Here is a 21,434-nt window from a genome sequence, read left to right as displayed (position 1 = left end):
ATATAAAAATCGCGCTTTAATCTTCCCGCCTACTCCTGCATTATTTCGATAACAGTTTATTAATTATTCAGGGGAGTCGCCGTCGCGATGGAAAACTATTCTCGAGCAAATACCGGTATCGATCTAAATCTTATTCCTGTCTTTATTGAAATCGTCAGATGCGGCAGCATGGCGAAAGCCTCCGTCCGACTTGAGATGTCGCGTCCTGCGGTCAGTCTGGCATTGAAGCGTTTTAATCAGCTCTTTGATGAACCTTTATTTATTCGCAAAGGCTTATATCTTGAGCCAACAAAAAAAGCGCTGGAATTAACCCATTCGCTGGAACAATTAATGGCGGATATTCATCACAATATTGGTGCAGTCAACGCTGAAGCTGAAATGGTATAAATCCTGGCGCGGATTGCACCAGGATTTATTATTATCACGCCGCGTGTGAAGTCAGTTTAAATGACGACATCGCTTCGATTAATTCGCGCGACTGCTCTTCCAGAGAGCGCGTCGCCGCGGAGGATTGTTGCACCAGCGCGGCGTTTTGCTGGGCAGTTTCGTCCATCTGATTCACCGCAATATTCACCTGCTCAATGCCACGGCTTTGTTCCTGAGACGCACTGGCGATTTCTCGCATCAGTCGGGTCATGCGCATCACTTCGGAAGCGATCTCATCCATCGTTTCGCCCGCCTGCTGCGCCAGTTCACTGCCCTCGTTAACATGGGTCTGCGAAGCACTGATCAGCGTGCGAATCTCTTTCGCGGCATCGGCGCTTCGACTGGCCAGGTTACGCACTTCACCCGCCACTACGGCAAACCCACGCCCCTGCTCACCGGCTCGCGCCGCTTCCACGGAGGCGTTCAGTGCCAGAATATTGGTCTGGAAAGCAATACCGTCGATGACGCTGAGAATGTCGGCGATACGGGCTGAGCTGCCGGAAATATCACGCATTTTCTCAATGACGTAGCAGACCATTTCGCTGCCGTGATCCGCCGTATCGGAGACGGTTTTCGCCATCTGGTGTGCCTGTTCAGCGTTATCGGCGTTTTGTTTCACCGTCGCCGTGATCTCTTCCATGCTGGCCGCCGTCTGCTCAAGAGACGTCGCGGTCGATTCTGTACGCTGGGCCAGATCCATATTGCCCGCGGTCAGTTCACGGCTGCCGGTGTCAATCTGCGAGCTGGCATCACGCACGCGCATCACAGACTCCATCAAAGACTGACGCATGCCTTCGATCGCCGCATTCAGGCGATTAAACTCCTGACTGACAGGCTGATTCAGCACATGCGTGAGATCGCCTGCTGCCACATTTTCCAGCTGAGCGATTGAGGCCGAGAGCGGCTTAAGCAGCATATGACGTAGCGACAGCCAGGCCAGGACGATAATTCCTGCCGTGATCAGCGCCGCGATCACGATCAGCAACATCACATGGTTTTTACTCGACTGCACCGCCTGCACTTCTGCATTGCCGCGCACTTCGCTCCATTTCTGGAACGCCTGCATATCGTTATCAAACTGACGCGCAACCGGGATCAGCTTATTTTCCAGCAGGTCATAATAAGCATCAGAGCTTTGTTGATTCAGCGCCGCGACCATCGGCGTGATCCCTTCTGCATTGTAAACGGCCAGACTTGCCGCGACCTTATCCAGCAACTGCTGTCCCTGTGGGTCGTCAACGCCACCCTCGATCACCGCTTGCAGCGTTTTCTGCGCCTGCGTCACTTCTTTATTAATGCTTTGCACCGACTTGGCGGCGTCATCCAGCATGCCGATTTCCATCAATCGGACGGCCTGACCGGCTTCGTTACGGGCGCGTAAAATCAGCGTGTAGCCCGAATTGAGCTGCACCATCTGTTCACCCTGAAGGTGATTAATACGCTGTAAAGAAGAGGAACTCTGTGTAAGGGCATAAATGCCGATACCGCTGACAATCAGCAGAAGAAGGGTCATAACGGCCAGTAAAGAAAGCAAGCCGGTACGAATCGATAGCGTTTTAAGCATGATGTTATTTCCGGTAGCGAGATATTTTTTGGCAGAACATTAGGTTATCGGCCGCTACCGGAAAAAGTTTAGACTTTAAGCAAATTCAGGGTGTTATCTGTTGAGTGGTCCAGTGCTAACGCGCGTCACCGGCGAGCTCTGGCGGTTCTCCCACAGGACTGTCAGGCCACGCTGTAGAGCGATAAAGATGAACAGCAGCACCCCAATCGCGATTTTGGTCCACCACGAACTCAGTGTACCGTCGAAGTTAATATAGGTTTGAATCAGGCCCTGAATCGCCACGCCAAACAGCGTGCCCAGTACCGTTCCGACCCCGCCACTTAACAGCGTGCCGCCGATGACCACCGAGGCAATCGCATCCAGCTCAACACCGACACCCGCCAGCGCATAGCCTGCCTGGGTATAAATGGAGAAGACAATCCCCGCCAGCGTCGCCAGACCCGTCGACAGCATATAGATACGAATGGTGGTACTCCGCGTCGAAATGCCCATCAGGTTGGCGGAAGTTGCGCTCCCGCCGATGGCGTAAACTTGATTGCCGAAACGGGTGCGATGCGCAAGGAAAATGCCGATCACGACGACGCCCAACATCAGCAGACCCATCGCGCTCAGGCGGCCACCGCCGGGAATTTTCCAGGCCAGGCTCGACAGCGTTTCGTAGATCGGGTGGTTGATGGGAATCGACTCCTCCGAGACCAGATAGCTCACGCCGCGCAGGAAAAACATCCCGGCTAAAGTGATGATAAACGCCGGAATTTTTAACGCATCAATCAGCAAGCCCATAAATGCGCCGAACGCACAGCCCATCACCAGCACCAGCGGGAAGGCGAGCAGCGGTGAGATCCCCCAGAAGCCTATCGCTTTTGCCAGGAATACGCCGGTAAAGGCGATCACGGAGCCCACCGACAGATCGATTCCGCCGGAGAGGATCACAAACGTCATGCCGACGGCGATAATGCCCAAAAAGGCGTTATCGGTGAGGATATTACAAATCACGCGCGTCGAGGCAAAACCGGGGAATTGCGTCAGACAGTAGAGATAGCCCAGTATAAAAACGCCGAGCGTGATCATTAACGGTAAATTACGTTTTATCATGGCCGCGAATCCCCTTAATGATGCTAATAAAGCGCGACGACTGAACAATCAGCACGCAGAGCACAACAACCGCTTTCACCACCTGGTTAAGCTCCGGCTGGAAGCCTGAGAGTAAAATCCCGGTATTCATCCCCTGAATAATCAGAGCGCCGACGACGGAAAGGACCAGGTTGAATCGTCCACCCATCAGCGAGCCGCCACCGATAACCACCGCCAGAATGGCGTCCAGCTCCAGCCACAGCCCGGCGTTATTGGCATCCGCGCCGCGAATATCTGCTGCCACGATAATGCCGGCAATCGCTGCGCAAACGCCGCTCAGCACATAGGCCAACATCACCACTAAGCGCGTGCTCACTCCGGCATTTTTCGCCGCCCGAATGTTAATCCCCACCGCCTCGATAAACATGCCGAGCGCCGTTTTACGGGTAAACAACCAGAACACGATAAGCGTAGCCAGCGCGATAATGACCGGGGTTGGGAAGAGCAGCAGCTTGCCGCTGCCGATCCATGCCAAATTTGGGGAATCAAACGTTACGATCTGCCCGGAGGTGATCAACTGGGCCACGCCGCGCCCCGCCACCATCAAAATCAAGGTCGCGACGAACGGCTGGATTTTGAGGATTGAAACCAAAATGCCGTTCCACAGCCCCGCCAGAACGCCGGTTCCCAGCGCACCCAGCAGCACAACCGGCAAACTGTGCCCGGCGACGGTCAGTGAAGCGGCGGTTGCGCCCGCGATGGCCATAATGGCCCCCACGGACAAATCGATACCGCCGGTGGCGATCACCAGCGTCATCCCAATCGCCAGCAGCGCAACGGGTGCTGCGCGGTTTAAAATATCAATCGGGCTGCCAAACAGGCGGCCATCCTGCAACACGATTTGAAGGAAATGCGGCGCCACGAGGCTATCGACCGCCAGCACCAGCAGCAGCGCGATAATCTGCGGAGTGCCGGTTGGCCAGCGGAAGCGACGCTTCGACTCTCCAGCGTTTGAAAGTGAACGGGGCATCACGATTGACTCCTTATGCCGCGATGGCATTCATGATCGCTGGAACAGACAGTTCATCCAGCGGGATCTCTGCCACTTGTTTACGATCGCGCATAATGATGACGCGATCGGCATAGCCCACCAGCTCTTCCAGTTCGGAGGAGATAACCAGCAGCGCCAGACCATCAGCGCACAGCGTTTCGATGAGGCGAATGATTTCCGCATGCGCCCCCACATCAATGCCACGCGTGGGTTCGTCCAGAATCAAGAATTGAGGTTTAGTGAGCAACCAGCGGGAAAGCAGCACTTTTTGCTGGTTGCCGCCCGAGAGAAACTCAATCGGCTGTTCAGGACTTGGCGTGCGGATCCCAAGCTGGCGAATAAAGCGCTCGGCTATCGCATTTTGCTCTTTCCGCGGAATGGGCCGTAGCCAGCCGCGCTGAGCCTGGAGCGCCAGAATAATATTTTCCCGCACCGAGGCGGCGGCAATAATGCCGTCGGTTTTACGGTCTTCCGGGCAAAAACCAATGCCCAGACACGAGGCCTGATGCGGTGAGCGCAAGGTTTGCGGTTTGCCTTTGATAGTCGCGCTGCCGCTGTCGGCTGATTTGATCCCAAAGATCACTTCGGCGGTTTCGGTACGCCCCGATCCTAATAAGCCCGCCAGCCCGACGATTTCGCCGGGGCGCACTTCCAGGTTGAATGGCGCAATCGTGCCTTTTTTGCCGAAATCTTTAAACGCAGCGACCGGTTTATCGCTCAGCAGCGTGCGGCCCGCACGTTGCAGCGCTTTGGTGTCCAGCTCGCGGCCGAGCATCATTTTCACCAGCTCGATTTGCGGCAGTTCGTGCGTTTCGCGACACCCGACAAACGCACCGTTTCGCAAGACGGTAATGCGATCGCTGACTTCATAAACCTGATCGAGGAAATGGGTGACAAAGATCAGGCTGACACCCTGATCGCGCAGCTGGCGCATCAGGGTGAAAAGCATTTCCACCTCTTGCGTGTCGAGGCTGGCGGTAGGTTCGTCGAGGATCAGGACTTTCGCGGAGAGATCGATCGCGCGGCAAATGGCAACGATTTGCTGCATCGCAACGGAAAAACGGTTCAGTGGCTCGCGCACATCGAGAGAAAAACCGTAAGACTCCATCAGTTTGGTGGCGCGCGCTTCCATCTCTTTTCGGCGCAGCAGGCCAAACCGACGCGGCTCACGGCCAATAAACAGATTATCGGCCACCGACATGTTCGGCAGCAGGTTGACTTCCTGATAAACCGTCCCGATGCCAAGCTGTTGGGCATGGGCCGTATTTCGTGGGGAGATAGCGTTACCTTCGAGCCAGATCGCACCACGATCGGCGTGATAAACCCCGGTCAGGGCTTTGATCAGCGTGGATTTACCGGCGCCGTTTTCCCCCAGGAGCGCCATGATTTCACCACGACGCAGGCTAAAGTTCACATTATCCAGCGCCTTCACGCCGGGGAAAAATTTACTGAGTCCCTCTGTTCGGAGGATTTCCTGGTGTTGTTCGTTCGTCATTCTGTCGCCCCCGGCATTACCCTCACCCAACCCTCTCCGGAAGGAGAGGGATCGGGAAAAGAGGATCAGTAACCCATGTTTTTCTTCTTCTCTAACTCTTCTTTCGCCGTATCCGGCAGGTAGAGCGTCGATTTGGTGATGGTCACTTGCTCTGGTTTGGTGCCGTCTTTCTTGAATTTCTCAAGAGCATCAAACGCCGGGCCGGCCATATTCGGGGTCAGTTCGACGCTGGCATTCGCTTCGCCGTCGATCATCGCTTTATAGATATCCGGCACGCCGTCGATGGAGCCCGTCAGGATATCTTTGCCCGGTTTCAGGCCCGCTTCTTTGATTGCCTGGATAGCACCGATCACCATGTCATCGTTGTGGGCGTAAACCATGCAGATATTTTTGCCGTTGTTTTCAGCCTTGATGAAGCTCTCCATGACTTCTTTACCTTTACTGCGGGTAAAGTCGCCGGACTGGGAGCGGATGATTTTGATGTTTGGCGCTTTGGCGATGGCTTCTGCAAAGCCTTTTTTACGGTCGATTGCGACGCTTGCGCCAACCGTACCTTGCAGCTCAACAACGTTACACGGCTTACCGTTAACTTCTTTGATCAGCCAGTCGCCAATCAGTTGGCCTTCCAGCACGTTGTTCGCGGTGACGGTTGTCATCACGAGGGATTTGTCTTTCACATCAATAGAACGGTCGAGCAGGAAGACCGGGATTTCTGCATCTTTGGCTTCTTTCAGAACCGGTTCCCAGCCTGTCGCCACAACAGGCGCGATGAAGATAGCGTCAACGCCCTGGGCTATGAACGATCGGACTGCCTTGATCTGGTTTTCCTGCTTTTGCTGCCCATCGGCGATTTTCAGCGTAATGCCGCGTTTCTCGGCTTCGCTTTTAGCGACGTTGGTTTCTGCCGCGCGCCAGCCGGATTCAGATCCGACCTGAGAAAAACCGACGGTTAATGGTGCGGCCATCGCCATAGACGACATGGCTGCCGAAACTGCTGTAACAAGTAGTAAGCGCTTCCACATAATGATGCCCTCATAGCCCAGGTTATTGTTGGTCAAAAGATGTTCTGCGACCCAACTATAGCCAATGGAATATGTAACGGAATGCGTTACATCACACTTCGGAAAAGTGAACAAAACGTTAATCACAAGTTTGTAATCGCTTTCATTCACCCATTGAATATGTGGCTAGCTTTATGGATTTTCCTGTCATGGAAAGCGTCTGAAAATGGCATGTGAACGTGGGCAGGTGTGAAAAGAGGCGGAGACTTTCATCGTGAGTTGGCTATAATACTCGCCACTTGTTTACCATACATTTTAAAGGACACAGACATGAGCTTACTCAACGTCCCTGCGGGTAAAGAACTGCCGGAAGACATCTACGTTGTTATCGAAATCCCGGCCAACGCAGATCCTATCAAATACGAAATCGACAAAGACACCGGTGCACTGTTCGTTGACCGTTTCATGTCCACCGCGATGTTCTACCCGTGCAACTACGGCTACATCAACCACACCCTGTCTTTAGATGGTGATCCGGTTGACGTTCTGGTCCCAACGCCGTACCCACTGGAGCCAGGCTCCGTCATTCGCTGCCGTCCAGTTGGCGTGCTGAAAATGACCGACGAAGCGGGCGAAGATGCGAAACTGGTTGCGGTTCCGCACACCAAGCTGAGCAAAGAGTACGATCACATTAAAGATGTGAACGACCTGCCAGAACTGCTGAAAGCGCAGATCACCCACTTCTTCGAGCATTACAAAGATCTCGAAAAAGGCAAATGGGTTAAAGTTGACGGCTGGGACAACGCTGAAGCGGCTAAAGCTGAAATCGTTGCGTCCTTCGAACGCGCCGCGAAGAAGTAATTCTTACGCTGCTCAACACACCGCCTACGGGCGGTGTGTTTGTTTCTGGCGTCGAATGGCGCTTTTCAGACCATCCGACAACGCCAGGCTTTAAAAACAGTCAAACCGGGGATCGTCTGGCCACATCGCTTTTGCCTTGAGGCAAAGAGCTTGAGCCGACGGGTCACCTTCCGACCGAACGATCATAAGCAGACTATGGGTGACGTCAGGGTTGTTATGCACCGTTGAAAAGCGTTCTGCCCACTCGCGAAAGCGGGTCAGCAACGCAGCGTCTCTGGTGATGTTAAAGCGAAGCAGCAACGCAACATGACGGTCAAAGTCGAGGCGATCATACTGACTGTATGCGTTGGCTAACGATTCAACCACCGCCGTTTCCCCATGGACGAAAGGCACCAGCCCCTGATGCTCGATGCGGGTGAGTTGCACCTCCGTCACCACACCGGAAATCATAAACGCCAGCACACCGCATGCCACCAGCCCTACGCCTGCGCGCAGCGGTTTTTCATAGCCAGCATGATCTGTACTTGCTCTGGCCGCTGGGCCATCGAGGGTCAGGAGCATCACCAGCATCAGGCCGTGCGTCACCGACTGATAGAGTGGATATTCCAGGTTCATGTGGAGCGCCAGCGGCAACATGGTCGCCAGACCGCACCACCGACTGCCGCCTCTTCCCCACAGCCGTTTAAAAATGCCCGCGATCATGAGCAGAATGCCTGCCACCGCGACCAGGCCGCCTTCCATCCAGGTATACAAAAACTCGTTATGCGGGTACTGAACCGTGGTCGTGCCCATACCCGGCGGAACCTGTTGCGAAAGCTGCCCAAACAGCGCTTCAAAACTGCCGTAACCGTTGCCAATGAAGGGATGGTTCAGAATCAGTTGCCATGTCAATGTGATCAGATACCAGCGCTGAACGTTAGAGCCTTCCTTCTGTACCAGCTCAGGGATAAAGCCAGGAATCAGCATCGGCCCGAAGTACAACGTGAGTGCTCCCGCGCCAGCGCCCGCAAGCAGTAACAGCACTGCATAACCATTACGACGTCGGCTTTTGCCGGCCGCCAGCAGCAGAATCAGCGCGCCCGCAACGGCTCCCAATCCCCCGGCGCGGCTTTGTAACAGCACCAGCATGGCGGGCAACAGCACCAGCGCAGTGGCGGATATAAACGTGATTAACCGCTGACGGGATGCCAGAAACAGCCACAGAGCGCAAACCGTTCCAGTTGCCAGAAACGAGGCCAACACGTTGACCTGCTGGAAGCTCCCATAGGGGCGGCCCCCGGTCAGATGTTCAATATCGCTCAGTTGGACTACCCCAAAACCGACCTGGAGCAGCGCCGACAAAACCAGAATCACCAGCCAGACACGCCGCATTCGGTGGCAACGGGTGGATTTCAGCATCAGCAGCCAGATACCGACCAGCCCCCAAAGTGCCAGCACTTTCGGCAGAGCGTTCCACTGCCAGGCGGTAAGTGGTGACCACAGTAACGGCAGGGACCAGAGCGCTGCCCCCGCGATAATCAGGATCGTACCAGGAGGATAAGCGGCTTTCCATCGTGGGGAAAAGACTGCACAACACAGCGCAATCAGCGCCAGCACGCACCAGGCGAGCAGGTTTTGCGGCAGGGCCAACCCGGCGCTACCGTGATTAGGTAGCATCCAGAGCAGCCCGCCGCAAAGCCAGAGCAGGATTAACAGGGTGACGATATTATTTGCGGACAGTTTTTTTAAATAGCGTAGTGACATAGGCATAGATAAATATTCAGGACGGGGAATACCCGTCCTGTTAAAGGAAATAAAGGCGATTAATTACTGCTGGGTCATGACTAATACCGCACTCGCAGTAAATGCCCCGGTAGGAATATCTTTTAACGCCACAGTAGAATCGCGCACGGCCTGGAATCCTAACGTCAGGGTATTAGAGCCTTCTAAAAAATTCACCGAAGTGACATCCGAAGGCGAAAGCACTTTATTGCTGTAAAATATCGCTGCCCCGACGCCATTCGCTGACGTTTTTACCGCCTGATTGCTGCCAACGGATATAGGTGTGTAGTTCAGCTGCATATTGGTCGTTACCGTTCCACCCGTACAAACGACTGAAATCGTTTTACTAATGGCCGAACCAGAGTCGGGCGCCGTTGGGATTTCATCGCGATTCAGCGTACCCAGAGAAACACTTAAGGCGTTACCGTTGTTAATGCTGCAGGACGTGGTAGGAGTAGGTGGAGTAGGGGGTAATGGGGTGTAACCATCGTAACATCTGGTTAAACCTTGCCCCACGTCCATGCCAACGGAAAATTTCTTGCCATCCGGGCCAATAAGGTAAGCACATATAGTCGCGGTTTGCCCTGGTTGCAGAGTAAATCGATATGTACCTTCACCACCACTAGGATATACATTTTGATCAAACAATTTTTGATTAGCATCTATATATGCTGAACCTGTTGTGAACGTATATATTGGCGTTGGAGAGTTTCCGAAATAAAGTATGGTTTCTGCTGAGTAATAACCAGAAACAGGTACGTATTGTGCACTGCCTACGGCGCAGGTTCTACCCGTAAATACATAATCCCATGGAGTCGACATACCATTACCAAAATAACTATTAGGACATGCTTGTCCAACGCCGGCGAAGCCGCCAATATCCGCGTTCGCTTTTGTACTTAATAAAAATATTGAAATAACAATTAACAGGATATTTTTTAACATAATAATCTGCTCTGAAAATAAGCGTTATTTGATTCGCCATTATTAATGGCAAACATTATGGATACGCCAGCTCAAACGTTGCCGTCGCCGAAAAATCCCCAGGCGTGATAGTTTGCTGGGCAATCGCCACTGGCTCGCCCTGCACGTAGGCCTGTATGCTTATCTGATTACTGCCGTTAGCAGTACCGGTGATACCCAGTGAACCGTCAGTTGCGCCTTCTGCGCCAGTGAAGGTGGTTTTCACTGATTTCAGCGTAGTGGTATCACAACCTTCCAGTTTGATTTCGAAATTACGTGGTACGGAAGTGCCTGAACCGCTATTGGCTTTTAAAGCAACGTTAGAAACCTGACCCAGGCTCACAGTCTGATCGATGCTATCTGGGTTGATGGAGCATGGCGCATCAATGATAGAACCGGTGAAAGTCACTTTACCGTGACCCTGATCCTTCGCATTAGCCGCGCCAGCAACCAACATCATTCCCATAACAGAAGCCAAAGCCGCTTTTTTAAAGTTCATTTTAGATCCTATAAAATATTTAACTATTGAGGGGTATGAATAAATAATTAGTCAAAATATGCTCACGCCTTTTGATTAATTATTTATTCTTTATTTTCACCACTATCACATCAATTAATATCAAAATATTTTTCGACAAGATAAACATTAGATGAAAATTTAAATTAGAAATAAAAAACAAACACATATTCATGTCATGAAAAACAAATCAACAAATATGCTTTTATTTAATATCATCTAATTCATGGAGCGTATTTTACTGATTCATTCACATTCTGAAAGAGTTTGGCAGTCCATTTTCAGACTCATAGGCAAAGTCCATTTTTGGACTTTCTTGTGACTGAAAAATATCAAAAAAAAACCACGCCGAAGCGTGGTCTTGTGAGGAGGATCTCAGTTCTGGTCTCTGTCTAACCAGTTACCGCTTTCAATTAATTTCAATCCATCGACCGGCCGCTGATACACGTACATCCAGGCACTTCCATACGGAGTCTGGACCAACTGACGTGCATATTCACCGCCCCTGGTGCGCAAGGCATCAAGTTCGGCAAGCGTGGCATTATCAATACGATAAACTTCACCCTGTACCGTTCCGTTCCCCGGAACCGCGCCTGGATAGTGGCCCAGACTGTACAACTGGTAGTTCTCGATATTGTAATTGCCCAGCAACTGAGCATTGGTCATCCAGTGACTGTTGCCCTGCTTAGTGCGTAAACTACCGTAGACAAATATTCGCATTGCTAGAACTCAAACTGATAGAGCACATCCAGCGCCTGGTCTATACCAGACACTGCTTCCAGATATAGCTTAGGCATAAGGCGATAGCGTAACGTGAGAGTCGCCAGCGAGTCAAAGATCCCTACGCCATATTTCACTTGCAGACCCGGCAATACATAGCCGCTGACCACAACTTGCGAAGAATCGCCAACGCCCTGGGTGTCCAGCGCAAGATTACTGACGCCAAACGTCTCGCCGATTTTACCCACAACCTGACCACTTTGTGCAACCCCCAGACCCACTAACATTGACGTCATCGCCGCGCTGTCGCTCTGCTGGCTGTCCAGACCCTGCCCACGCAGGAGGTAAGAGAGGGCTTCTTGCTGCGACATCGCCGGATCCGAGAAGATCTCGGCCTTCGGTTCATCGGCCGTTCCCGTCACGCGAACCCCGGCAATCACGTCGTTCTCGGTAGATTCAGGATTACGAATCGCTTCAATATTCAGCAGCGGCTGATCCGGTGGGCCGGAGAACAGCAGTTCGCCTTTACGCACAATCAGATCCTGACCGTAAGCGTGGAAACGCCCTTCCGGAATATTGATCTGCCCGTTAAGGCCAAGCCCTTGTCGGTCCTGCGCTACTTTCAGGTCACCCGTCAGTCGCGCCTTCAGGCCAAACGCATCAAGGCGCACGTTGTTCCCAACATGAACGATCAAGTTGCTGTTAATCGGAATCCCGGCGCTTTTCGGCTCGGCAGGTTTCAGATTGTTATCCAGCATCACTTCATCGCTTGAAACGCCCACGGCGCTTTCCGGCACGTCATGCACCACGATGCGCGCCCACGGCACATCAACGCGGCCATCGAGGGTAAACAGGCTTGGCGTAGCTTCAAACACCACGTCCGGTGACACATCCAGGCGCACCATCGGCGGCACGGTAATACGCACTTTGCTGCCTTTCGCCGCCACGCGCGCACGCCAGTTATCAATTTGGGTCCAGTCCGCATCACCGCTCAGGTTGATTTGCCCTTGCTGGGTGCGCACAACCCCTGCCAGCGTCGAGCTTGTGCCGTTGAAGTTCATCGCAATCTGGCTTGGCTGCATATCAAACGGCATAAAGTTGCCGTCGATATCCACCCCGTTCAACTGCATTTGTCCAAACAGCTGCGGGCTTTGCAGATTTCCCGCCAGCCGCAGATTGGCGCTGAGCATCCCCGCGGCTTTTTCACCGCGGGAGAATATCGGGTTCACCATCGCAAGGTTAACGTTGCGGATATTCACATTACCGCCCAGATTCCGCTGCCCCTGCGGATCGGTAATTTGCACCTGGCCGTCGAACTGGCCGTTATTGGTGAGACGAATCAGCCAGCCCAATTCGGCGCGATTGTTATGCAAATCGGCTTTCAGATTCAACGTGTCAAACGCCACCGGCAGCGGTGCGTCGTTCACCGTCTGCGTGACCTTCACGTTACGACCGGAGAGCGTCACGCTACCCTGCGGCAAGCCCTCTTTGGTGGTGTCCCATGCCACATCGGCCTTACCGCTGAATACGCCGCTGGCCTGCGTGGCCTCCGGCATAAACGGTTTCAGCATCGCCAGATCAAAGCGGTTCAGGTTCACCACCGCGTGGCCTTCTGCACCCACGTCGATAGTCTGCGGCACGCACAGCTCGGCATTCGGGTTGGTCCAGCAGTGCGGCCCAATGCTGATTTTCTGCTCCGCGTTGCGGTAATCCAGCGCAATAGAACGCGAGAGCGCCAACGGCCCGACCGGCGTCGTGAAACGGGTATTATCCAGTTGCCCTTTCCAGCGCTCCTCTTTGCGGTCAAAACTGCCCGTTAAATGCAGCTGGCCAGAAACCGGCTCGCCCTGCACACGCAGCTGGAGATCGTGCTGTTTCTCGCTGCCTTTCGCGTCCAGCGTGACCAGACTGAGATTCACATCCGGCTGCGAAATACGCTCCACGCGCAGGTTCAGTTTTCCGGCAATCTGATCGGTGGATTTCACGTCGCCTTCGACGCGCACCCGGGCAATGGACAACGCCTGCCAGCGCAGGTTATTAGCGGTAATGTCCGCCAGTAGCTGCGGCGCATCCACCGTGCCGCGTACTTTGACCAAGCCTTTCGCCGTCCCGCCCAAGCCCGGCAGCGCGTTGTCTAGGTTTGGCGCGTCAATCGTCGCATCCAGATTGAGATCTTTAACCCCCAACTCGCCTTTGATATCGGCGGTGTTGCGTCCCAGCGCGACGTGCATTTTAGGGATAATCCACTGCAGATAACTGTTGCCGCGCAGCGCCCCTTCCACCAGCACTTTGTTTTGCTTCACGTTGCCGGTGATTTTGATTTCCGGAACTTCCATCTGCCAGCTTCCGCCGTACAGACTCCCACGCGTTTTGATCAAACCGTCGAGTTTCGACGGCCAGTCCGGCACCTCTTTGGCGGTGTTGATGCCTGTAAGCTTCAGCTCGCCGCGCCAGCTGATCGCCTGCTGCCAGTCGAGTAACGCCGTCAGCTCGGTCTTCCCTTCCAGCGCCGCCACGGTCAGTTTATCAAGATTAATTTGCTGTTCGTTGCCCTTCGCATCCAGCGTGATATTCGCAGGGGGCACGCCCTCGCCTTTCACGGCGGTGCGGAACGACAGCGTGTAGTCGGTCATTTTTCCGCTGAGCTTCAGCTTGAGGTCATCGGCCTGGAACTGTTTTTCGCCGGTGAATGGCCAGTACAGCTGCTGGCTGACAATTTCAATGTTCAGCGGTAAACCGGCTTCGGCCAGCTGAGTTTGCCCGCGCAACACCATATCCACCGGACCTGACAGATTAATGCCAAACTCCAGCATCTCGCGCAGCGCGCCGCCCACTTTGAGCTTCACCTTCTCGCCTTTGATCGGGTCGATGTTCAGCGTGCTGTTCAGGGTCATATCCACTGGCCAGTTGTCGCGAAGCAGCGCGTTTCCGGTAGCGTTTACGCTGCCCTGATTGGTGTCGATATCCAGCGTGTCGAGCTTCATATTGCCGTCAATGCTGCTCACTTTCAGCAGCATGTTGAACACCGTCAGATCGGTATCCCCGGTCAGGCGCAGCTGCTCGCCCTTAAACTCTTCGATATTCAGATTGAGCGGCAAATGAACGTCGGTCATCTCTGGCAGAACCGGTTTAGAGAACAGATCTTTCAGCGTTTCGCCCAGCGGTTTTTCTTGCGGCTGCGGGTTCTGAATTTTGGGTTCGACAATCTCTTCCTGCGCCACTTTTGCCACTTTCGGCAGCGCAATCAGCAGCCCCTGCAGCGCGGTTGGCGTCAGGGTTAAATTCTTCTCCTGCCAGCGCAGGCCGGAGGTGAAGTCCATCACCGACACGGTGGTGTCGTCGATTTTGATATTGACGTTATTGAGCGCCACGCGATATAGCGCGATCGGATACGGCGTCGAGAGATTCAGCGGGCCGGTATCTTCCTCTTCAATAGGCGCAGACTTCGGCATTTTTTTCGAATCTATCGTCACGTTTACGTCTTTTAACGACAGATCGTTTACGCACAAGCTGCTGTCACGCAGGCAGTGCAATTTGACCGCAAGATGGAACTCACCTGCGTTAACCGCCACGCCCGGCTGCTGATAACGAATGTTCTTCAGGCTCAGGTCGCGCCAGCCGCCCGTCACCTGGCCGATTTCCAGCCCAGGCACCCAGCGGTTTGCCGCGTTAAACAGCAGATGCAGACCGGTTGTCGTCCCGACCAAAAACGCCACCGTGCCGAGCAGCAGCAGGATAAAAATCAACACGCCGAGGCTTATCTTCTTCCATAAACTCATAATTCAGGCCCCAGACCGATGTAAAACTGTAAACCGTGCTCGTCTTTGTCCCCGACCGGAACAGCGAAATCAAGCTTGATTGGCCCGACGGGTGATTGCCAGCGCACGCCGACGCCCGCGCCGGTTTTGAAATCACTTTTGCGGATATCATTCACCGCTTCGCCGCCGTCGACGAACATCGCGCCCCACCATTTTCCACTGACGTTGTATTGGTACTCAACCGAACCGGTCGCCAGCTTGGACGCCCCCGTCAGTTGCCCTTTCTCGTTTTCCGGGGAGATGGATTTGTATTTATAGCCACGAATGCTGCGATCACCGCCGGCAAAGAAGCGCAGATCCGGCGGCACACGCTCGAAATCACCGGTTTCAATCCAGCCGAGGTTGCCGCGCATCACGAAGCGGTGCTTATCATAAAGGGTGCGGATCCAGACGTTTTGCGCCTGCACAACCGAGAAATCGACGTCCGATCCCCAGGCCGTGTTCGAATAATCAATGGAATAACGCTGGGAATCGCCCCACACCGGCATCAGGCCGCCGCGCGAACGGGTGCGGCTGATCATCACGCCCGGATAAAGCAGCATTGTGGTGTTAGTGACATTAGCCTGCGTAAAGTGGTCAAGACTCCAGCGCAGGTTGATCGCGCGCTGCCAGCCGCTGGAGAGGTCCCAGAAGCGAGAGACGGCAAGCGTGGTGGAATCCTGTTCGGTATCGTTTAAATCGGTGCGCTTAAAACCGCCCTGCACCAGATAATATTGTTCCAGCGGGTTTTTCAGCAGTGGCATTTTATAGCTGAAATCCACCTGCTGTTCCGGCGCGGAGATACTGGTGCTGGTGGTCAGGCTGTGACCGTAGGAGTTCATCCACGGCTTTTTCCACGTCGCTTTGACGCGCGGGCCAACGTCCGTTGAATACCCGACACCCGTTTCAATGGTGTTCTCAGTACGTGGAGAGACCACGCCATGCAGCGGCAACACTTTGGTTTTACGCGCTTTGTCGAATTCAGGTGCAACGACGACCGAGTTAAACCAGCCGGTCGCCGAGAGACGGCGGTTCAGTTCAGCGAGGTCTTTTGACTGGTAATAGTCGCCCTCTTTGAACGGCACCAGGTTTTGCAGATATTCATCGCGGATTTGCGACCCTTCGAAAGTGACATCGCCAAAACGGTAGCGCTCGCCGCTGTCGAAATCGATATCCCAGAACGCCTGACGTCTTTCGAGGGCCACGCCCAGTTGGCTTTTGGTAAATTGGCTGTCGAAATAGCCTTTGCGCAGCGATACGCTGGTGAGTTCTTTTTTGAAGTGGTCGTAGTCGCCGTGGTTAAGCACCGTGCCGATTTTGGGCCGCGTGCTCAGTAGATCCAGATAGTCGCGGTCGGTACGTGCGCCGCCGCGAAGCACAACGTCTGTGCCGCCAATGAGCACCGGTTCCCCCGCCGAGACACGGGCGATCAGCACCTGACGTCCCTTGGCGGGCGGCGGACGTAAATCGAAATCGATTGTGGGTTCGTAGTAACCCAACGCTTTTAAACCATCGCGAATGGCATCATCCACGCGCGCGCGAAAACGCCGGTCGGGCGTCACTTCGTCGCTTTGGATGGTCGACAGTTGCGCACGCACGTTTTTTTCCAGCGTCCCGGATAACCCCTCAACCTGCAAACGGACATTCGCCGCGCTGGCGACTCCGCTTGTCAGCAATAAACTGACCAAACATAACTGGCGGATCTTTGGCACGTTTTCTCCTGAATATCCTTGTTTCCACCCTGGAAGCAATGAAGTGCCGCTCCGCGGCGTATCACGGCATAAAGCCCAAAACCCAATTCGCGGGTTGAAAAATGGCCGAGAGGCCTAATATTTCTTATGTTTAAATCTAGACTCATTCAGCGTATTTATTGTGTTCAATTAAACGCTTCGTGACAACCCTAACTGAAATATCGCTACCTGGGAGGCCCCACCGTGAGTTTATTCGACAAAAAGCAGCTTGTTTCTCAAGCCGATGCATTACCGGGACGCAACACTCCGATGCCAGTGGCGACGCTGCATGCCGTCAACAATCATTCAATGACCAACGTCCCGGATGGCATGGAAATCGCCCTTTTCGCGATGGGCTGTTTCTGGGGCGTCGAACGTTTGTTCTGGCAGCTACCGGGAGTTTACAGCACCGCAGCGGGCTATACTGGCGGCTATACGCCAAATCCGACCTATCGTGAAGTGTGCTCAGGTGAAACCGGCCACGCCGAAGCGGTACGCATCGTGTACGATCCGAGCGTTACCCGCTACGAACAATTATTACAGGTGTTCTGGGAAAACCACGACCCGGCCCAGGGAATGCAGCAGGGCAATGACCACGGGACACAGTACCGTTCCGCGATTTATCCGTTAACGCCGGAACAGGACGCAACCGCGCGCGCAAGTCTGGCGCGTTTTCAGGATGCCATGCAGGCGGCGGGTGACCATCGCAAGGTGACCACGGAAATCGCCAATGCGACGCCGTTCTACTATGCAGAAGATGACCATCAGCAGTATCTGCACAAAAATCCGTACGGCTATTGCGGCATCGGTGGGATTGGCGTATGCCTGCCGCCACAGCTCGCCTAAGCGTTGTAAACGCCGGGTGGCACGTCGCCATCCGGCCTGCTTTTTCAGCAATTTGTCCACCGAAAAAAGCCGAAAATGTGCCCTCTGGCGGCTTTACACTCTCTTACGCTATACTACCCGCTGAAATAATCGGCTCAACGCTACGAGCGGGTGTTCAATGTGTCTTCACACAAATGTAATTAACTTCCCTTCCGAGGATCTGGCGAGAAGCCGGATAAACTATGTTAAACAGTATTTTACTAATACTTTGTCTCATCGCTGTCAGTGCCTTTTTCTCAGTTTCAGAGATTTCACTGGCCGCTTCCCGAAAAATCAAACTTAAGCTGCTGGCCGACGATGGCAACATCAATGCACAGCGCATCCTGAAAATGCAGGAAAACCCCGGTATGTTCTTTACCGTGGTGCAGATTGGCCTGAACGCTGTCGCCATTTTGGGCGGTATCGTGGGTGATGCGGCGTTCTCGCCGGTGTTTTACGGTCTCTTCTCCAAATACTTTGCACCTGAACTCTCCGAGCAGCTGAGCTTTATCCTCTCTTTCTCGCTGGTGACGGGTCTGTTCATCCTGTTCGCGGACTTAACCCCGAAACGCATCGGTATGATTGCGCCAGAAGCTGTGGCTTTGCGCATCATCAACCCGATGCGCTTCTGTCTGTACGTGTTCCGCCCGCTGGTGTGGTTCTTTAACGGCCTGGCGAACAATATTTTCCGCCTGTTTAAGATCCCGATGGTGCGTAAAGACGACATCACCTCTGATGATATCTACGCCGTGTTCGAAGCCGGTGCATTGGCCGGTGTGCTGCGTAAGCAGGAACATGAGCTGATCGAGAACGTGTTTGAACTGGAATCCCGTACCGTGCCGTCCTCCATGACGGGCCGCGAAAACGTGATTTGGTTTGATCTCCACGAAGACGAACAGAGTCTGAAGAACAAAGTCGCCGAGCATCCGCACTCTAAGTTCCTGGTGTGTAACGAAGATATCGATCACATCATCGGCTATGTCGATTCCAAAGACCTGCTGAACCGCGTACTGGCGAACCAGAGTCTGGCGCTGATCAGTGGCGTGCAGATTCGCAACACGCTGATTGTGCCGGATACCTTAACGCTCTCCGAAGCGCTGGAAAGTTTCAAAACCGCAGGTGAAGACTTCGCGGTGATCATGAACGAATACGCGCTGGTGGTGGGTATTATCACGCTGAACGATGTGATGACGACGCTGATGGGCGACCTGGTCGGCCAGGGTCTGGAAGAGCAGATCGTGGCGCGCGATGAAAACTCGTGGCTGGTTGACGGCGGCACGCCAATTGAAGACGTGATGCGCGTGCTGGATATCGACGAGTTCCCGCAGTCGGGCAACTACGAGACCATTGGCGGCTTTATGATGTTCATGCTGCGTAAAATCCCGAAACGTACCGACTCGGTGAAGTTCTCCGGCTACAAGTTTGAAGTGGTGGATATCGATAACTATCGCATCGACCAGCTGCTGGTGACGCGCATTGATAACAAACCGACGGTGCTGGTACCGAGACTGCCGGACGCAGAAGAGAAAGTGTCTGCGTAACGTCCCGCACATACATCAACGGCTCCCTTTGGGAGCCGTTTTTTTTACTGCTTAACTACTGCATAGCACGTTGGTTAAGCCATCTCAGTCTGCAGACGCATAACCTGACGGTTGACCTCGGACATCACAGAATAGTGCTGTTTGTCCTTCACTTTCGGGATAAGAATTTTGCCCTTATCAAATTCGAAAGCGCCAACATCCTTGATATACAACCGTCCACGAAACAGGATCTTCACGTACTTCGCCACCTGAAGCGGGTTGTAGCGTTGGAAAATTTTCATTCTTGTATCTCCTGCGAATCACACGCTCTTGCGGCGCCACAATCGGCCCGACTGTCCTGAGCGCAAATTTTGTTGCCCAATGACTATAGACCAGAAAAACAGTGATACCCAGTATGCATCAGTTTATTTACCGTTTGATTACAATTAATCAGAACATTCTTTGCATAGCATTACCGAAATCAGTATAAGGCGTCGTTTTTTTAAGGATATGTGCGTTGGCCCGCAAACTGGCACTCAGATTGCGGGTGAAGCGTATTGATCGCACTTATGATTAAAACGCATGACCAAGTGGTCGGATCACCTGCATATAAAAAGGAAACACTATGACCCTTCGTAACGTCCTGGCCGCAGCCTGCCTGTTACTGCCGCTGATGGCATCCGCGCACAACATTGAAAATGGACAACGTGTCCCAGCGGTCGGTATTACCGATCGGGGAGAATTGATTCTCGACAATGATAAGTTTAGCTACAAAGCCTGGAATAGCGCGCAGCTTCCAGGGAAAGTGCGAGTGGTGCAACATCTTGCCGGGCGCTCCTCGGCAAAAGAGAAAAACGCCAGCATGATTGAAGCGATTAAGACCGCAAACCTCCCTCATGACCGCTACCAGACCACCACTATTGTTAACACCGATGATGCGATTCCGGGTTCCGGCATGTTTGTGCGCAGCAGCCTTGAGAGCAATAAAAAGCTCTACCCGTGGTCACAGATTATTGTCGACAGCAATGGCGTGACGCGCAAAGCCTGGCAGCTAGAAGAAGAGAGTTCTGCGGTGGTAGTGCTGGATAAAGACGGCCGCGTACAGTGGGCGAAAGATGGAGCGCTGACGCAGGGAGAGGTGCAGCAGGTGATTGCCCTGCTGCACAAATTGCTTGGTCAATAAAGCGAGACCCTGAAGCCCGGATTTAAGAACGACTCGCGCGGGGTGTAGTCCAGTGGCTTGCCCTGCCAGTCGTGAACATGCGCCCCAGCGGCGGCGGCTACGGCGTGACCCGCTGCGGTATCCCAGACGTTGGTCGGCCCAAATCGCGGATACAGCTGGGCCTGCCCTTCTGCTACCAGGCAGAATTTGAGTGACGATCCGATTGATGTCGTCTGATGCTCACCAATCTGTTGCAGATACTCCTGCAGTTCGTTGTCACTGTGCGAGCGGCTGATGACCACCAGCGGCGGGCGGGCATCACGCACTTGAATCTGTTTGCGAACGCCGCACTCTTCTTTCCACGCTTTGCCTTCTGCGGCGCTGTACATCACTTTCATCACGGGCGCGTACACCACGCCCAGCACCGCTTTGCCCTTTTCAATCAAGGCAATATTGACCGTAAACTCGCCGTTGCGCTTGATGAACTCTTTCGTACCATCCAGCGGATCGACCAGCCAGTAGCGCTGCCAGTGCTGGCGTACGTCCCAGCTCTGCGGGTCTTCTTCCGACAGGACAGGGATATCCGGCGTCAGTGCCTGCAAGCCTTTGAGGATCACCGCATGGGCAGCAAGATCGGCGGCGGTCACCGGGGAGTCGTCAGCTTTGCTGACCACGTCCATCGGCTTTGCGCCATCGTACACTTGCATGATGGCCTCACCGGCTTCCCGTGCGAGCTGACAAATTTTTTCTAACATACTCCACCTCTTCGTTAACGCAGTGGGCATAACTATTTGTTTTATTTATATCGTAATCACACTCTGTGAAGCAATTCTGGTTTCATTGCGCATTTTTCTGGCAGGATTCACACTTCTGTAAGCAACAAAATGTACATACATATTCTTTTGTGGCTTGGATCGAAAAAAGGACT

General features: G+C 53.6%; 18 protein-coding genes. 5 read left to right on the top strand and 13 right to left on the bottom strand.

The genetic code is table 11. The features are described 5' to 3' along the window. The first annotated feature begins 87 nt into the window (after positions 1-87). Positions 88-387 (top strand): helix-turn-helix domain-containing protein, encoded by a 300-nt coding sequence (locus AC07RN_RS11280; RefSeq protein WP_012015830.1) that lies wholly within the window; start codon positions 88-90, stop codon positions 385-387. A 34-nt stretch (positions 388-421) separates the two neighbouring features. Here the strand turns inward: AC07RN_RS11280 and AC07RN_RS11275 are convergent, their stop codons facing one another. The 5 genes from AC07RN_RS11275 to ytfQ form a co-directional block, all read right to left on the bottom strand. Continuing rightward, positions 422-1,990, bottom strand: coding sequence for a methyl-accepting chemotaxis protein (locus tag AC07RN_RS11275; protein WP_012015829.1), 1,569 nt, complete (start codon positions 1,988-1,990; stop codon positions 422-424). A gap of 93 nt (positions 1,991-2,083) precedes the next feature. After that, on the bottom strand, positions 2,084-3,085 hold the full coding sequence (yjfF, locus tag AC07RN_RS11270; RefSeq protein ID WP_235134625.1) for a galactofuranose ABC transporter, permease protein YjfF: 1,002 nt from the start codon (positions 3,083-3,085) through the stop codon (positions 2,084-2,086). Further along, positions 3,072-4,097 (bottom strand): galactofuranose ABC transporter, ATP-binding protein YtfT, encoded by a 1,026-nt coding sequence (gene ytfT / locus AC07RN_RS11265; protein ID WP_133631867.1) that lies wholly within the window; start codon positions 4,095-4,097, stop codon positions 3,072-3,074. Before ytfT ends, yjfF begins: the two co-directional genes overlap by 14 nt. A 10-nt stretch (positions 4,098-4,107) precedes the next feature. After that, the gene (gene ytfR, locus AC07RN_RS11260; protein WP_478336378.1) at positions 4,108-5,610 is read right to left on the bottom strand and encodes a galactofuranose ABC transporter, ATP-binding protein YtfR; all 1,503 of its coding nucleotides are present in this window, start codon (positions 5,608-5,610) and stop codon (positions 4,108-4,110) included. A gap of 65 nt (positions 5,611-5,675) precedes the next feature. After that, positions 5,676-6,632, bottom strand: a complete 957-nt coding sequence (gene ytfQ, locus AC07RN_RS11255) for a galactofuranose ABC transporter substrate-binding protein YtfQ (protein ID WP_012015825.1) — start codon at positions 6,630-6,632, stop codon at positions 5,676-5,678. Positions 6,633-6,941: 309 nt separating this feature from the next. On the opposite strand from ytfQ, the gene ppa reads away from it, so the two are divergent. Beyond that, complete coding sequence (gene ppa, locus AC07RN_RS11250; RefSeq protein WP_012015824.1) at positions 6,942-7,472, top strand: inorganic diphosphatase; 531 nt, start codon at positions 6,942-6,944, stop codon at positions 7,470-7,472. A gap of 90 nt (positions 7,473-7,562) precedes the next feature. Here ppa and AC07RN_RS11245 read toward each other — a convergent pair whose 3' ends face one another. The 6 genes from AC07RN_RS11245 to tamA form a co-directional block, all read right to left on the bottom strand. Continuing rightward, positions 7,563-9,221: an O-antigen ligase family protein gene (locus tag AC07RN_RS11245; RefSeq protein WP_478336377.1), complete on the bottom strand. Its 1,659-nt coding sequence runs from the start codon at positions 9,219-9,221 to the stop codon at positions 7,563-7,565. Between the two features lie 57 nt (positions 9,222-9,278). Continuing rightward, on the bottom strand, positions 9,279-10,178 hold the full coding sequence (locus AC07RN_RS11240) for a fimbrial protein (protein ID WP_478336376.1): 900 nt from the start codon (positions 10,176-10,178) through the stop codon (positions 9,279-9,281). A gap of 55 nt (positions 10,179-10,233) precedes the next feature. After that, on the bottom strand, positions 10,234-10,695 hold the full coding sequence (locus tag AC07RN_RS11235) for a fimbrial protein (RefSeq protein ID WP_478336375.1): 462 nt from the start codon (positions 10,693-10,695) through the stop codon (positions 10,234-10,236). A gap of 393 nt (positions 10,696-11,088) precedes the next feature. Further along, positions 11,089-11,433 (bottom strand): gamma-glutamylcyclotransferase family protein, encoded by a 345-nt coding sequence (locus AC07RN_RS11230; protein ID WP_478336374.1) that lies wholly within the window; start codon positions 11,431-11,433, stop codon positions 11,089-11,091. 2 nt (positions 11,434-11,435) lie between these two features. After that, positions 11,436-15,212 (bottom strand): autotransporter assembly complex protein TamB, encoded by a 3,777-nt coding sequence (tamB, locus tag AC07RN_RS11225; RefSeq protein ID WP_478336373.1) that lies wholly within the window; start codon positions 15,210-15,212, stop codon positions 11,436-11,438. After that, entirely contained in the window at positions 15,209-16,942 is a 1,734-nt protein-coding gene (tamA, locus tag AC07RN_RS11220; protein ID WP_478336372.1) for an autotransporter assembly complex protein TamA, read from the bottom strand. The genes tamB and tamA overlap by 4 nt, the downstream gene beginning before the upstream one ends. A 222-nt stretch (positions 16,943-17,164) precedes the next feature. On the opposite strand from tamA, the gene msrA reads away from it, so the two are divergent. Together msrA and paeA are read left to right on the top strand one after the other, a co-directional pair. After that, the gene (gene msrA / locus AC07RN_RS11215; protein ID WP_478336371.1) at positions 17,165-17,806 is read left to right on the top strand and encodes a peptide-methionine (S)-S-oxide reductase MsrA; all 642 of its coding nucleotides are present in this window, start codon (positions 17,165-17,167) and stop codon (positions 17,804-17,806) included. Between the two features lie 221 nt (positions 17,807-18,027). Continuing rightward, on the top strand, positions 18,028-19,365 hold the full coding sequence (gene paeA, locus AC07RN_RS11210) for a polyamine export protein PaeA (protein WP_012015809.1): 1,338 nt from the start codon (positions 18,028-18,030) through the stop codon (positions 19,363-19,365). 74 nt (positions 19,366-19,439) lie between these two features. Here the strand turns inward: paeA and AC07RN_RS11205 are convergent, their stop codons facing one another. Next, a complete protein-coding gene (locus AC07RN_RS11205; protein ID WP_012015808.1) occupies positions 19,440-19,646 on the bottom strand; it encodes a DUF1107 domain-containing protein in 207 nt (68 codons plus the stop codon). Positions 19,647-19,969: 323 nt separating this feature from the next. Between AC07RN_RS11205 and AC07RN_RS11200 the strand changes: the two genes are divergently transcribed. Further along, the gene (locus AC07RN_RS11200; RefSeq protein WP_478336370.1) at positions 19,970-20,527 is read left to right on the top strand and encodes a YtfJ family protein; all 558 of its coding nucleotides are present in this window, start codon (positions 19,970-19,972) and stop codon (positions 20,525-20,527) included. Here the strand turns inward: AC07RN_RS11200 and cysQ are convergent. Beyond that, entirely contained in the window at positions 20,521-21,261 is a 741-nt protein-coding gene (gene cysQ, locus AC07RN_RS11195) for a 3'(2'),5'-bisphosphate nucleotidase CysQ (protein WP_478336369.1), read from the bottom strand. The genes AC07RN_RS11200 and cysQ overlap by 7 nt on opposite strands. Positions 21,262-21,434 lie beyond the last annotated feature (173 nt).

This window comes from Lelliottia sp. GFLA7 (genome assembly GCF_056490165.1).
The sequence above is the reverse complement of the archived record's forward strand: the minus strand, read 5'-3'. Positions and strand labels throughout refer to the sequence as shown.

Coding starts and splice junctions, on each gene's coding strand:
- AC07RN_RS11240 (WP_478336376.1), bottom strand. CDS start 10,178: ATGTTAAAAAATATCCTGTTAATTGTTATTTCAATATTTTTATTAAGT.
- AC07RN_RS11205 (WP_012015808.1), bottom strand. CDS start 19,646: ATGAAAATTTTCCAACGCTACAACCCGCTTCAGGTGGCGAAGTACGTG.
- yjfF (WP_235134625.1), bottom strand. CDS start 3,085: ATGATAAAACGTAATTTACCGTTAATGATCACGCTCGGCGTTTTTATA.
- AC07RN_RS11245 (WP_478336377.1), bottom strand. CDS start 9,221: ATGCCTATGTCACTACGCTATTTAAAAAAACTGTCCGCAAATAATATC.
- tamB (WP_478336373.1), bottom strand. CDS start 15,212: ATGAGTTTATGGAAGAAGATAAGCCTCGGCGTGTTGATTTTTATCCTG.
- AC07RN_RS11235 (WP_478336375.1), bottom strand. CDS start 10,695: ATGAACTTTAAAAAAGCGGCTTTGGCTTCTGTTATGGGAATGATGTTG.
- ytfR (WP_478336378.1), bottom strand. CDS start 5,610: ATGACGAACGAACAACACCAGGAAATCCTCCGAACAGAGGGACTCAGT.
- AC07RN_RS11230 (WP_478336374.1), bottom strand. CDS start 11,433: ATGCGAATATTTGTCTACGGTAGTTTACGCACTAAGCAGGGCAACAGT.
- AC07RN_RS11200 (WP_478336370.1), top strand. CDS start 19,970: ATGACCCTTCGTAACGTCCTGGCCGCAGCCTGCCTGTTACTGCCGCTG.
- cysQ (WP_478336369.1), bottom strand. CDS start 21,261: ATGTTAGAAAAAATTTGTCAGCTCGCACGGGAAGCCGGTGAGGCCATC.
- ppa (WP_012015824.1), top strand. CDS start 6,942: ATGAGCTTACTCAACGTCCCTGCGGGTAAAGAACTGCCGGAAGACATC.
- AC07RN_RS11275 (WP_012015829.1), bottom strand. CDS start 1,990: ATGCTTAAAACGCTATCGATTCGTACCGGCTTGCTTTCTTTACTGGCC.
- paeA (WP_012015809.1), top strand. CDS start 18,028: ATGTTAAACAGTATTTTACTAATACTTTGTCTCATCGCTGTCAGTGCC.
- ytfQ (WP_012015825.1), bottom strand. CDS start 6,632: ATGTGGAAGCGCTTACTACTTGTTACAGCAGTTTCGGCAGCCATGTCG.
- AC07RN_RS11280 (WP_012015830.1), top strand. CDS start 88: ATGGAAAACTATTCTCGAGCAAATACCGGTATCGATCTAAATCTTATT.